At 72.2% G+C, this 14,147-nt stretch carries 8 protein-coding genes; all 8 read left to right on the plus strand.

The features are described 5' to 3' along the window. Nucleotides 1-472: 472 nt before the first annotated feature. The 8 genes from ACZ63I_RS06080 to ACZ63I_RS06115 are packed head-to-tail and all read left to right on the plus strand — an operon-like array spanning nt 473 to nt 14,142. A complete protein-coding gene (locus ACZ63I_RS06080) occupies nt 473-2,020 on the plus strand; it encodes an acyltransferase domain-containing protein (RefSeq protein ID WP_469335825.1) in 1,548 nt (515 codons plus the stop codon). Further along, on the plus strand, nt 2,017-8,139 hold the full coding sequence (locus tag ACZ63I_RS06085) for an SDR family oxidoreductase (RefSeq protein ID WP_469335826.1): 6,123 nt from the start codon (nt 2,017-2,019) through the stop codon (nt 8,137-8,139). Before ACZ63I_RS06080 ends, ACZ63I_RS06085 begins: the two co-directional genes overlap by 4 nt. A gap of 25 nt (nt 8,140-8,164) precedes the next feature. Then, nucleotides 8,165-9,217 (plus strand): 3-oxoacyl-[acyl-carrier-protein] synthase III C-terminal domain-containing protein, encoded by a 1,053-nt coding sequence (locus ACZ63I_RS06090; protein ID WP_469335828.1) that lies wholly within the window; start codon nt 8,165-8,167, stop codon nt 9,215-9,217. Further along, the gene (locus ACZ63I_RS06095) at nt 9,214-10,671 is read left to right on the plus strand and encodes a cytochrome P450 (protein WP_469335830.1); all 1,458 of its coding nucleotides are present in this window, start codon (nt 9,214-9,216) and stop codon (nt 10,669-10,671) included. Before ACZ63I_RS06090 ends, ACZ63I_RS06095 begins: the two co-directional genes overlap by 4 nt. A 10-nt stretch (nt 10,672-10,681) precedes the next feature. Continuing rightward, on the plus strand, nt 10,682-11,788 hold the full coding sequence (locus ACZ63I_RS06100) for a Rieske 2Fe-2S domain-containing protein (RefSeq protein ID WP_469335832.1): 1,107 nt from the start codon (nt 10,682-10,684) through the stop codon (nt 11,786-11,788). A 59-nt stretch (nt 11,789-11,847) separates the two neighbouring features. After that, nucleotides 11,848-12,744, plus strand: a complete 897-nt coding sequence (locus ACZ63I_RS06105; RefSeq protein WP_469335834.1) for a 3-hydroxyacyl-CoA dehydrogenase family protein — start codon at nt 11,848-11,850, stop codon at nt 12,742-12,744. Further along, entirely contained in the window at nt 12,741-13,043 is a 303-nt protein-coding gene (locus ACZ63I_RS06110) for an acyl carrier protein (RefSeq protein WP_469335836.1), read from the plus strand. The genes ACZ63I_RS06105 and ACZ63I_RS06110 overlap by 4 nt, the downstream gene beginning before the upstream one ends. Beyond that, nucleotides 13,036-14,142: an acyl-CoA dehydrogenase family protein gene (locus tag ACZ63I_RS06115; RefSeq protein ID WP_469335838.1), complete on the plus strand. Its 1,107-nt coding sequence runs from the start codon at nt 13,036-13,038 to the stop codon at nt 14,140-14,142. The genes ACZ63I_RS06110 and ACZ63I_RS06115 overlap by 8 nt, the downstream gene beginning before the upstream one ends. Nucleotides 14,143-14,147 lie beyond the last annotated feature (5 nt).

A 14,147-nucleotide genomic window follows, 5' to 3' on the forward strand; every position in this document is an offset into this window, starting at 1 on the left:
GGACGGATCTTCCCCAGGCACTGCATGTACCCGGCAACAAAACCGACATGGCGGCGATTAATGCCACAAGTGACCCGCTGCGGCTAACACGGGTGCTCGCCGAGCAGCAAGACCGCATAGGCCATCCGGAACCATGTACTTCACCAGTGTTCGGCGCGGCCCGAGTACGGCTGAAACTGGGACCCTGAGATCGTTGACCCTCCGAAAGATGCACAGCTACCTTGAATAGCAACCCGTTCGGCGAAGAAAAATCCTATTCAGGGTCACGCAGGTACGGGAATGGCAACCAACGATGTGCGGTCAGGGTCGAATTTCCCCTGACTCGCCGCCCCGTAAAGCGCAGCAAGTGGACGTATGTCGTTGATTTCGTCGCACTGTCGCGGCGTTTCAGGCCCCCGGTCGAGCCGATGCGATAAACGCCGGCAGTCGGGACGAGATGAGGCTGATGCACGTGGTGGATTCTGTCTTTGTCATGCCCGGTACGGTGGCTGCCCCGCGCGGAGGAATTCTGCGCGATTTGCACAACCGTTACGAGACCGTACGTGAAGCGCTGGCCCGCATCGACAAGGCGGCCCAGGAAATGGGGCTGCCGAACATCAGCGAACGGCTGATCGAACAGAACGGGACAAGCGACAGGCGCGGCCCGGAGGTGCAATATCTGGAGATATTCGCGGTCAGTATCGCGACGCACCACATGCTGATCGCCGAGGGCGCCAAGCCCGTGGCGATCGTCGGGCAGAGCATCGGGGAGCTGTGGGCCCTCGCCGCCGCCGGGCATCTGTCCGTCGAGGACGCGGCGCGGCTGGCCGTGGCCCGGTCCCAGGTGCTGACCCGGCAGAGCTGGGAAGGGAAGATGCTCGCCGTCGGCGTGGACGGCCGCAGGGCCGAGTCGCTCGCCGGGCTGATCAACCATCCCCATCTGGTACTCGCCTGCGAGAACGCCCCCCGGCAGAGCGTCATCAGCGGCCCCGAGGCGCTGATCGAGCACGTGGAGCGGGTGGCGCAGGCGCTGGACTGGCCAAGTCTGCGACTTGACGTCCCGCATCCGACCCACACGCCGGCGATGGCGCAGGCCGCGCGGGACCTGCGGGAGACCGCGCCACGGGTTCCGTACGGGGCCGGGCGCTGGCGCGTGTGCTCGCCCTGGCTGGGTCGGGACATCGGTGACGACGACCCGGTCGACCTGGTCGCCGGCGCACTCACCGCCCGGGTCCGGATGCTGCAGACGATCCGTGAGCTGCACGCGGCGGGCGCCGACGTCTTCGTCGAGTGCGGTGAGTGGCCCGTCGTGACGAAGTTCGTCGAGGGGTCGGTCCCGGGCGTGCGATGTGTCGTACCGCTGAGCGAGAGCGACCCGGTCGAAGCCGTACGGGCGCTGGTCGCCGATTCCGCCGAGATGGGCCCGTTCCGCACGCGCCCAGCGGCACCGTCGAGCAACGGGCGCGGTCCCGTCGTACCGGTGCGTGAGACCGCGCCGGCCGGAGCGGTCGCGACGCTCCCCGTGGCCGATGTGCTGATCCCGGCCACCGCGCCCGCGGCCCCGGTGTCGTACGTGGCGCCGGTGTCCGACGTGGCCCCTGTCACCGTCGCTGCTCCTGTTTCGGTCGCTGCCCCCGCAGCACCTGTGGCGCCGGCTCCCCCGGCCGCTCCGGTGGCCGCGCCGGCCCCGGCGGCTCCCGCCGCTCCGGTCGTGGCCGCCCCCGTCGCCGTCGCCCCCGTCGCCGTCGCTCCCGTCGCCTCACCGCCCTCCGCCGGGCTCGACTACGAAACGGTGCTGGCGGAACTGCGGTCGCTCTACGGCGACTTCCTCGGCTACCCGCCGGACCTGCTCGGTGAGGACGACGGCCTGGAGTCCGAGCTGGGTGTGGAGTCGCTGAAGCAGGTGGCCCTGCTCGGCCGGGTGTCCGACCGGTTCGACCTGCCCGGTCTGCGGGCGAACTCCGCCCTGCTGACCATGGGCACCCTGCGCCGGATCGCGGACGCCGTCGTAGAGGGCCGGGCGGAGGCTGCCGCCCGATGAGCTCCACGGAGAATCTACGGGGCAAGGTCGCACTCGTGACCGGTGCCGCGAAGAGCCTCGGCGCGGACATCGTGCGCTGCTTGGCCGAGCGCGGCGCCCATGTGATCGTCAACTACTTCCACTCGGTCGAGCAGGCCACATCGCTCCAGGCGGAGCTGGAAGCGGCCGGTCATAGCTGCGAGTTCATCCGCGCCTCCGTGGCCAAGACCAGCGAGGTCGACCGGATGTTCGACCTGGTCGCCGAGCGGCACGGCGGTCTGGACATCCTGATCAACAACGCGGCGGGCGGGGCCTTCCTGCCACTGTTCGACATCGACGACACCTACTGGCAGCGGGCGTGGTCCACCAATGTGATGGGGGCGTACCACTGTTCCCGCCGGGCGGCCGAGCTGATGGCGGGCCGGGACGGCGCGACCATCCTCTGCCTGTCCAGCGTCGGGGCCCGCCAGCCGGTGCCGGGGTACGGCCCCGGTGGTGTCACGAAGGCGGCGCTGGAGTCCCTGGTCCGCTATCTGGCGCTCGAACTGGTCGGCCAGGGCGTGCGGGTGAACACCGTGCTGCTCGGCTCCGTCGCCAGCGAGATCCTGGTCAACCTCGGCGCGCCGGCGGCGACGCCGGGCGGCTCGGCCGAGAGCGAGCTGATGAGCCGCGCGCTCTCGACGCCGGAAGCCGCCAAGTTGATCGTCCATCTCCTGCACGAGGACACCGCCTTCATCACCGGGGAGACCATCGTCGCCGACGGCGGCATCAGCATCGGCGGGATGCAGGGCATGCGATTGCACAGCAGGCTGGCGGACCAGGTGAGCAAACCGGCCAAGCGCCGGCCGGAGCCGGTTCCGGCGGCAGCGGCAGCGGCAGCGGCAGCACCGACGGTAGCGGCGGCAGTCCCAACTGCGGCTGCCGCGGTGACGGCCCCGGTAGCGGTACCGGCCGAGGCGAGCCGACCCGCGCCCGCCCCCGTGTCCGCACCCGCGCCCGTGCCCGTGCCCGCCGCCGTATCCGCACCGGCGCCGGCGCCCACACCTCCGCCCGCGCCCGTATCCGCACCGGCCCCCGCGCCCGCCCCCGTTGCGTCCCCGGCGCCGGAGACCGACCCCGGAGCCGTCGCCGTCGTCGGCCTCGGTGTCGCCCTGCCCGGCGCGAACAACACGTCGGAGTTCTGGGACCGGCTGCGCGAGGGCGTCCTGCTCTCCAGCGAGCCGTCCGCCTTCGACCTGAAGCACTTCTGGGCGCCCACCCGGCAGGACACCGACGCCTTCTACGTCCGCGAGGCCGGATATCTCCACGACTTCGTCCCCGACCCCGCCTCGATCGCCGAACCGGACGGCAACGCGGGACACCCCGGCTGGCCGCGCACCACTCGCTGGCTGCGGCACTGCGCCGTCCAGGCCCTGGAAGGGGTGCACCGGCGCCCGGACGACCGCTGGCTCGCCGCGACCACCGGTATCCACGACCAGACGGGACTCGGCTCGCAGGGCGTCATCCTGGGCGACGAGTACCGGCGCATGATGCGCGAGGCGCTGCCCGCCGACCAGGAAGGCGACTGGCTGGCCGAGTTGGCCGACCACGCGATCACCGCGCACTACGGCGGCGACGGCGGGGACCCGCAGGCCTATCTGCCCGCGTCCGTCTCCCGCAACGCGCTGCGCGGGCTCGTCCCCGACGAGTCGCAGCACCTGACTCTCGACGCGGCCTGCGCGAGCGGGCTGTTCGCCATCGACGCGGCCGTCAAGGCGCTGCGCGAGGGCTCCTGCGACGTGGCGCTGGCCGGCGGCACGTCGGTGATCGAGCCGATCGGGTTCACGCTCTTCTGCCGGGCCCAGGGCATCTCGATGAGCGGCAAGGTCCGCCCCTTCGACCAGGCGGCCGACGGCACCCTCATCGGTGAGGGCTCCATCGTCCTCGCGCTGAAGTCGTACGCACGGGCCGTGGCGGACGGCGACCGGGTGCTCGGGGTCGTCCGGGGCACCGGTCTCGCCGCCGACGGGCGCGGCAAGGGCATTCACGCCCCCGCCACGCGCGGGCAGGAGATGGCGATCTCCCGGGCCTGGGCCGACGCGGGCGTCGAGGCCGACGACGTGGACTGGGTGGTGGCGCACGGCACCGGCACACCGGTCGGCGACGAGATCGAACTGCGCTCGCTGCTCTCGAAGTTGGGGCCGCGCGAGCGGGCGTGCCTGCTGACGTCGAACAAGCAGGTCTTCGGGCACACCGGGGTGCTGGCGGGGCTGGTCTCGGTCGCGCACGCGCTGGTCGCGCTCGAACGCGGCGCCGTCCCCGGCCAGCCCGTGGTCACCGATCCGCATCCGCTGCTGGAGGACGGGGCGCGGCTGACCGTACCGGTCAAGGACGCGCCCTGGCCGTCCGACGACGCACGGCCCCGTGTGGTCGGCGTGTCGTCGTTCGGTCTCGGCGGCGCCGACGCGCATGTGGTCCTGTCCGACCGCGTGTCGCAGTCAATTCCCGCGCTGCGGCCGGGCGTCGACGCTTCCACGGACACCGAGGAACTGGTCGTCGTGGGCTGGAACACCCATCTGCCGGGACTGGACACCGCGCAGGTGCCGGCCTGGCTGCGGGGTGAAGGCCCGCTGCCGGAGGCCGACTTCGGGATGCCGTACCCGCTGCCTTCGCCGCGCCAGGTGCGTATCCCACCGCTGACGATGCGTCATATGGACCCCGCCCACCTGATGATGCTCCAGGCCGTCGGCCCGCTGCTTGAGCAGCTCGGCGAGCCGGGCCTCAGCCTGCGGCCGTCCACGGCCATCGTGGTGGGGGCGACGCTCCCGACCACGCACAACACCCGGGCAGCCCTGCGGGTGCATGCCGGTGAGTGCGCCACGACGTTCGACATCCTGCCCGACCCGGCGCAGGCGCAGACGCTCAAGGACTATCTGGCGAAGGGCATGGCGGAGGCCAAGGGGGTGATTCCCGGCGATCTGAACGAGGACGACTTCACCGGCGCGGTCTCCTGCATCCTGTCGGGCCGCGCCGCCAACTACTACGACTTCCAAGGCCTGGGCACCAGCGTGTACGCCCAGCGGGACTCCACCCACACCGCGCTCGACCTGGCGCTGCGCCAGCTCCGGCACCGGGCCTGCGACCTCGCCATCGTCGGTGCCGTGTGCCAGCGGCCGATCAGCGGCTGGGACCTGCACCTGGAGGATCTGGTGCCGGAGGGCAGGTCCATCGCGGAAGGCGCCGCCGTCATGGCGGTCACCCGGCTCTCCACCGCGCTGGAGCACAATCTGCCCGTCCTGGGCGCGCTCTCCACCGCCGTGGACGCTGCGGACGCCGGGCACCCGGCCACGCCCGCGCACGCCCTTTCGGCGCTGGCCGACTCCGGTCGCACCTATCTGTCGCTGGACGCCATGCTGGCCGTACTCAAGGCCGTGTCCACCGCAACGGACACCGTCGTGGCGCCCACCGTGTCCGGATCACCGCTGATCCGGTTCACCCGGCCGGCCGGACCGCGTCAGGGCGACCCCGCCGAGGCGGACGGAGCCGCTCACGCCGAGCCGCCCCGTACGGCTTCGGACGGTACCGCCCCGGCCACCGCGCCCGACCCGGCCGGGCCACCGGAACACACCGAGGAGTTCACCGGCCGCCGCCAGACCTTCCAGCTCGTCCCGACGGCCCCGCCCCGCAACGCCTCGGCCACGCCGCCGATCCCGCCGGGCACCGTCGTCATCACCGACGCCCCGGACCTCGCCGAGGCCGCCGCGGGCCCGGACATCGCCGTCTGGTCGCCGCGCGCCGGCACCGGAAGCGTCACCCACGTACCGCCCGAGGAGGCGCCGGGCGCCCTGGCCGGTCTGCCGTTCATCCCGCGCCACATCCGGGTCCTGTCCCGGCTGCCGGACGGGATCGACGCGTACGACGACGCCGAGGCCGGGCGGATGGAGGACCTTCAGGACCTCGCGTTCACCACGCTCCAGGCGGCTCTGCCCGCGCTCCGCTCCGGCGGCTCGCTCGGCGTCCTGCTGCTCGGCGCGGTACCCGACGACCTGCCGCCCCCGCTCAGCGGGCTGTTCACCGGGCTCGTCCGCTCCGTCAGGGCCGAGGTCCCGCAGTGCGGCGGAGTGACCCTGCTCAGCGACGCCCCTGACATGGCGACCGCCCTGGACCAACTGGCGCGGGCCGGCACCGCGCAGGTGCCGACCCATACGCTGGTCTGCCGCGGGGACGACTGGCTCACCCTGGCCGTCACCGACGACCACGCGGCGCCGCCCCCGGCGGGGGCCGGCTCGCTGCCGCCCGGCGCCGTCGTGGTCGCCTTCGGCGGCGCCCGGGGCATCACGCCCGAGCTGCTGCACGCGGTGGCCCGCACCAGCGACCGCCCGTACGTGTACGTCATCGGCCGCACCCCGCTGCCGGAGACCGACGAACCGCTGCCGCCCCAGGCGGAGTTCATCGCGTCGGAGCGCCGCAACCGCCCCGGCGCCTCGGTGGGTGAGCTGCGGGCCGCGTACGAGAAGGCCCAGGGCCGGCTGGAGGTGCGCCGTACGGTACGGCGGCTGACGGAACTGTGCGGCGAGGACCGGGTCCACCACCGCGTGTGCGACATCCTCGACGCCGAGCGCACCACCGCCGTCCTCGACGAGGTGCTGGACCGGCACGGTCGGATCGACCTGCTCATCAACACCGTCCTGGACCTGCGTTCGCGCGCGCTGCACGCCAAGACCCTCACCGACTTCCGGGCGGTCAGGGCCACCAAGGCGATCGGCTACCGGAACCTCAAACGGGCCCTGGCGGGGCGGCTGCCGCGGATCTGGTGCAACTTCAGCACCCTGGCGACGCTCGCTCCCGCGCCCGGCGACATCGACTACTGCGCCGTCAACGAGTACCTCGCCTACGCGGGCGCGAGTGCCCAGCGGCACGGCCCCGCAGGGCATCAGGAGTTCTCCGTCCTCTGGAGCGGCTGGCGGGAGGTCGGCGTCGCCAGCAGCGCCACCATGCGGGAGACGCTCGAACGCAACAAGATGGACGCCTACATCAGCACCGCGCAGGGCTGCGCGCAGTTCCTCTCCACCGTGACCGGTCCGCCGGCCGGCGGGGTCTCGTTCTTCATCCGGGAGGAGGAGCGCGTCCTGCTGGCCCGGCGCGGTATCAGCACGTACGGTTCCGCCGGCGAACCGCAGGTCCCCGCGCCGGACGCGCCCGCGCCCGCGGCGCCGGACCCGTCGCTGGCCAGTCCGCTGCTCGACGGTGTCCTGCACCGCGGCAAGGACTGGGCGGTGTTCACCAAGACCTGGGACCCGAGCACCCTGGCCGAGCGGGACGGGCGCTGGATGCGCCATCACCGGGTCAACGGCGAGTACACGCTGGCCGGTACGTTCACGCTCGAAGCGGCGGCGGCCGCTGCCTCGGCGCTCTGCCCCGGCCTGGTGGTCACCGGGTTCCGCGATCTCGTCTGCCGGACGTCGATCACGGTCAGACTCGCCGGGCCGCTGCGCACGGTGGCGGTCGAGGCGCGGGTCACGGGCCGCGAGCGCGACCGCACCGAGGTGGCCGTCCGGATGACGGCGCACCGGATCGGCAAGAACGGCAAGGTGCTGCGCTTCAACGACCTGCTGTGCGAGACGAAGGTGCTGCTGGCGCAGGGCTATCCCGCGCTCGCGGGACCGCCCGACACCTCGTCGTACGAACCCGAACCCGATTTCGCGCCGCCGGTCTACTCCCCCGATCCGCCGATCTCGCTCACCGGCCCGTTCGCGGGTACCGGTGACTACACGCGCGGACGGACCGGGAACAGCGCCAAGTGGGCTCTGGACCACGCCACTTGGGCTCCGGCGCTGGCGGGGATGACCGTGCCGGCGATCCTGCTGGACGCGATGGTGCATCTGCTGCTGCTGCCGCCGCGCGGCGACCAACCGCCGCTGGTCGGCCCGATGGCCGGCCTCGACGAGGTCGATCTCGGCGGTCCTGGCAACGACTGCGGGCTCAGCGCGGAGAACCCGGACATCCGGCTGCACTGCGACTTCGACACCGGGGACCTGACCGCGGTGACCGGTGGCGGCCGGGTGCTGGCCCGGATCGCCGGGGTCGCCGCACACCCCCTGGACCACAGCGGAGAGCTGGTCAGGCCGCGCGCCCGCGTTCCGCAGACGCACCTCTCGTGACCCGCTGACAGCCGAGGAGACAGCAGTGTTGTGGCAGGACATCACGATCGCAGGGACCGGTGCGTGGATCCCTCCCATCAAGCCCGAGCACGGGCCGTGGGGCGGACCGGTCACCGAACAGCCTTCCGTGGCGGGGCTCAACGGCTTCACGTCGGCCGCCGTCTCGAGGGACCACACGCCGACGCAGATGGCGGTCAGGGCCGGGCTCAAGGCGCTGCGCCACGCGAACGTCGCCAGTGCCGACCTGAGTCTGCTCGTGCACGCCAACTTCCAGGACGAGGACCACTTCACGCCGGCGCCGTACATCCTGCGGGTGCTCGGCGGAAAGGACACCGCCGGGATCGAGTTGGGCGCCGCCAGTGACGGCGGGGTCGCCGGACTCGTCGCCGCGGCCGAACATCTCACCGCCCGGCCGGCCGCGAAAGCCGCGCTGGTCACGGCTGGTGCCCGCTTCTCCGACCAACGGTGGGGCCATGTACGGGAGATGGGGTACGTGGCCGGTGACGCCGGCGCGGCGGCCGTGGTCACCCGGGGGACGGGCTTCGCCCGGCTGCTGGCGACCGCGCACGCCACGGAGCCGCAACTGGAGGTGCTGACCCGGACCAGGAAGGGTTACCACGCCGGTGGTGGTGAGCGGCAGTTCATCGTCGAGGACACCGGGTTCATGCCCCACATCGAGGTGATGCAGCGGGCAACCCACCGCTGCATCCAGACCGTTCTCGACGAGACCGGGGTGAAAGCGCGGGACGTCTCGCACGTCGCGGCCATCGCGATCGGCTCGGCCGTGCTCGATCTGCTGCTGACCGGTTCACCGCTCGGCCGCCGCTGCGACGACACCAGTTGGATCTTCGGCAGGCACCTCGGCCACGCGGGGCCGAGCGACAACCTGCTCGCCCTCGACCGGATGTTCCGCTCCGGCACCCTGCGGGCCGGCGAACGCGTCCTCGTCGTGAGTTTCGGGGTCGGCTTCCGCTGGACCACGGCGCTGCTCGAAATCACCCGCGACCCCGTCGCCGCCGTACCCGTACCCGCCGCCGGATCCGCCGGCCACTCACCCACAGAAGGAAGTCGTTCATGACCGACACCACCACCACGGCGACCGCCGCGTCGGTTCCGCTGGCGCCGGGGGCGCTGCCGCTGCTGGGGCACGCGCTGCCGCTGCTCCGCGACCCACTGGCGTTCATCATGTCCCTGTCCGGCTACCGCAAGATGGTCCGCGTCCGGCTGGGCCCGAGCACCGCCATGATGATCTGCGACCCCGACCTGACCCGGCAGGTGTTCCTCAACGACCGCGTCTTCGACAAGGGCGGCCCGATCTACGACCGGATCCGCGAGGTCATCGGCGACGGCCTGTCCACCTGCGCGTACCCCCTGCACCGGCGCCAACGGCGGCTGTGCCAGCCGTCGTTCCACCCCACCCGGCTCCCCGGGTACGGCGCGGTGTTCGCCCGCGCGGCGACGCTGAAGGCCGACTCCTGGCACGACGGCGACGTCCTCGACGTCACCCAGGAAATGATGACGCTGACCACCCGCGCCACCATGGAGACGATGTTCAGCGGCGCACTGCCGGAAGAGACCATGCGGCGGGCGCTGGCCGACACCGCGACCATCGTGACCGCGTTCTTCCGCCGGATGATGACCCCGGCGCTGCTGCGCCGGGTGCCGACGCCACGCAAGCGCCAGTACGAGAACGCCACCAACCGGCTGGCCGCCACCATCGCGGAGATCATCGCCGAGCGGCGCGCCGATCCGACCGACCACGCCGACCTGCTCTCCACCCTGGTCGCCGCGGTCGACGAGGAGAGCCAGGACGGCCAGAAGCAGCTCAGCGACGCCGAACTCGCCGACGAGGCCCTCACGTTCTTCCTCGGCGGGATGGAGACCACGGCCATCACCCTGGCCTGGGCCCTGCACCTGGTGTCCACGCACCCGGACATCCAGCGCCGGCTCCAGGCCGAGAGCGACGAGGTCCTGGCCGGCGGGAAGCTCGACGCCGCGCATCTGCCCGCGCTCGGCCTGGCCGGCCGGGTGGTGACCGAGACGCTGCGGCTGTATCCGCCCGCCTGGATGATGACCCGCGCCGTCCGGTCGGACACCGAGCTGGGCGGGGTGCGGCTCAAGGGCGGCAGCACCATCGTGCTCAGCCCGTACCTGCTGCACCGCAGGCCCGATCTGTACACCGATCCCGACACGTTCGACCCGGACCGCTGGCTCGAAGGGCAGCCCGACCGGGCCACCTACATCCCGTTCGGCGCCGGGGCGCGCAAATGCATCGGGGACCAGTTCGCCCTCACCGAGGCGATCCTGGCCCTCACCGCCGTCGTCTCCCGCTGGGAGCTGTCCCCCGTCGGCGAGCAGCCGTTCAAGCCCAAGGTGGAGACCAGCCTCAGTTCGCGCGGGGTACGCATGCGGCTCAGCGAGCGGCGGACCGGCGGCGGCAACGACGCCGAGGCGCACACGGCCGCACCGCTGGCCACCCCTGTCCAGTCGTCCACACAGCCGGGCGCCGGCACCTGCCCGGTGAAGCACTAGGAGTGATGCCGTGAAGCCTCACCTGAAGCCTCTGGTGAAGCACCTCCTCACGAACAGGGAGGTGAGCCTGCCCACCGCGGCCCCGGCCGACAGTCTGCGCGCTTCCTCCCTCCCCTACCCGAACGGGTGGTTCTGTCTGGCCTTCAGCTCCGAAGTGCGGCCCGGAACCGTCACCACCCGCCCGCTCGCGGGCGCGGAGGTCGTCCTCTACCGCACGTCCAAGGGCGTACTGCGGGCCGTCCGGCCGCAGTGCCCGCATCTGGGCGCGCATCTCGGGGTCGGCGGATCGGTCGAGGGCGAGGACATCGTCTGCCCCTTCCACCGGTTCGCCTTCGACCCGTCCGGCACCTGTGTGCGTACGGCCTACGACCAGCCGCCGCCGAAGGCGTCGCTGACGCAGTACCCGGTGTGCGAGGCCAACGGCTCGGTCTATGTGTGGCGGCACGCCCTCGGCCTGCCCCCGCAGTGGGAGGTGCCGGCCTTCCCCATGGACGACCGGCAGCCGTTCAGCCACAACACGTTCGACATCGCGGGCCACCCGCAGGACGTCATGGAGAACGCCTTCGACTGGGGGCATCTGCCGGCGCTGCACGGTCTGACGGGCCTCGACATCGGCGGCAATCCGGTGGCGGGCGAGCAGACCAGCACGGTCACGGCGACCGCCCGGGGCACCATGGTGCGCGGCTTCAACCAGTCGTACACGCTCACGGTGATCGGACTGGCCAGCATCGCTGCGCGCACGGTGCTGCCCGCGGGGCTCGGCACCATGTACGTGATGCTCCACGCGACCCCCACAGGTCCTGGCCGCATCCAGCTCAGGTTCGGTACGAAGCTGGAGCTGGCCGACATCCCCCGGGTGCCCGGTGCGGTGGGCCGCAGGGTGACCCTGCCGACCTCCCGGCTGCTCAGCAGCGTCCTGCAGCGGGTGGGGAGCATGGACACCGGCGCCGACCTGCTGATGTGGCACCACCAGGAGCATGTCGAGCACCCGAAGCTCGCCAAGGGCGACGGGCCCATCGGCCGCTACCGGCAGTGGGCGCAGCAGTTCTACACGGACCCCGCGGACGATCTCGTACCACCGCGGCCCCGGCGGACCGGGGTCAGTTCGGAGGAGTGACCACCGGCGTCCCACGTGCCCCGGAGGCCGGCGAGCTTCCGGGACGGAAAGAGAGCGACATGGCAGCGGAGAACGGTACGCCGGGTGCCGGGCCACGACTTGTGGTGCTCGGAGCGGGAGTGATGGGCTCGGGGATCGCCGCGCTGGCGATCGGGCACGGGATCGCGGTGTCGCTGGTCGACCTGGACCGGCGCCGGCTCGACGAGGCTCCGGCGAAGATCGACCACCAGGTGCGGACGGCGCGGCTGATGGGCGCGCTGCCCGAGGAAGCGGTCCCGGGCGCGCTCGTCACCGGTCTGTCGCTCGCCGACCTGCCGGCGGGCGACAGCGCCCCCGTCGCGGTGATCGAGGCGGTCACCGAGGACGCCGACGCCAAGGCGAAGGTCCTCGCCGACGTGTCGGGGCTGGTCGCGCCGGGCACCCCGATCATCTCGAACACCTCGGCGATCCCGATCGCCGAGCTGGCCCTGGCGACGGCGCGGCCGGCCGATCTGGTCGGTACGCACTTCATGAATCCGCCGTATCTGATCCGGACGGTCGAGGTCATCCGGGGTCCTCAGACGGGGGCGGCGACGCTGGACGCGCTGCGGGCGCTGCTCGCCTCGCTGGGCCGGCAGCCGATCGTGGTCGACGACGCACCGGGTTTCGTCACCAGCCGGCTGCTGCACCCCATGATCAACGACGCGGTACGGGTGGTGGCGGCCGGTACCGCGAGCACCGAGTCGGTCGACCAGCTCATGCAGGGCTGCCTCGGCCACCCGACGGGCCCGCTGCGCACCGCCGACCTCATCGGTCTCGACAACCTGGTCGACTCGCTGTGGGTGCTGCACAGCAGGACGGGCGACGAAGGGTGCCGCCCCTGCGACCTGCTGCTGGAGATGGTGCGGGCCGGCCACCTCGGCCGCAAGAGCGGGCGCGGCTTCTACGAGTACGAGTACGAAGGAGAACAGGCATGACCACGCCATCCGACCGGCCGGAGCCGGAGCCCTTCGGCGGCTCCGAAGCCGTCGAGAAGGAAATGCTGGATTTCCTGGCGAAGCGTACGGGGAGGAGCTGGGCCACCGACGCCGATGTCTTCGGTACGGGTGGGCTGTCCTCGCTCTTCGCCATGGAGCTGGTGGTGCATCTGGAGAAGTCGTACGGCATCGCCATCCGCGGCGGCGATCTGCGGGTGGACAACTTCCGCACGGTGCAGCGGATGGCCGCGCTGGTCGAACGGCTCAGGCAGCCCGCCCCCGGCGGTCCCGGTGCGTGACGGCGTCGCCGCCGCCGCTTCGGCGGTCACCGAACTGGTCGGTGACCGGGCGGCCGGCTGGGACCGGGCCGGCCGGCTGCCCGAGGACCTGGTGCGCAAGTTCGGCGCCGCGGGGCAGCTCACCGCCCAGATCCCCGCGGCGTACGGCGGCCCCGGCTGGAGCAGCGCGGACAACGGCGAGTTCACCGCCCATGTCGGCAGTCTGTGCAGCTCCTTGCGGAGCGTCATGACCTCGCAGGGCATGGCCGCGTGGACCGTCGAACGGCTCGGTGACCCGGCGCAGGCGGCGGAGCTGCTGCCCCGGCTGGTGTCGGGCGAGACGGCGGCCGTGGCCTTCAGCGAGTCCCAGGCGGGCAGCGACCTGTCGGCCATCGGGACCACCGTCACCGTCGAAGGGGACACGCTGCTGCTCAACGGCAGCAAGAAGTGGGTGACCGCCGCCGACTACGCCGATCTCATCCTGGTCGTCGCCCGGATGGACGAGGGCGGCGCGGTGGTGGTCGTGGACAGCGCGGCGCCCGGGGTCGAGGTGCGGCGGGTGGCCGATCCGCTGGGCTGCCGGGCGGCCGGGCATGCGGAAGTCCGGCTGACCGACGTGCGGTTGCCGCTCAGCAGTCTGCTGGGCGGCGGCCGGCAGCCGCTGTCCCTGCTCGTGACGACGGCGCTGGCGTACGGCCGGCTCTCCGTCGCCTGGGGATGTGTCGGGATCCTGCGGGCCTGTGTGACCGCGGCCGTCGAACACGCCGGAACGCGCGAGCAGTTCGGCAAGACACTTGGTCAGCACCAGCTCGTGGCCCGGCATCTGGCCGACCTGTGGACCGCCGAGCAGGTCTCCACCCGGGCCTGCGAGCACGCGAGCCGCTGCTGGGACGAGAACGACGCCGACCTGGTCACCTCGGCCGTGCTGGCGAAGTACGTCAGCGCCGGGCACGCGGCCAGGGGCGCGGCCGCCGCCGTCCAGGTGCTGGCATCGGCCGGGGCGCAGGACGGCCATGTGGTGGCGCGGGCGTACCGCGACGCCAAGCTGATGGAAATCATCGAGGGCAGCAACGAGATGTGCCAGCTCGTTTTGGCCGAGCACGCGCTCGGCCGCCGGTGACCCCG

It is taken from the genome of Streptomyces sp. NPDC087906 (assembly GCF_055584925.1).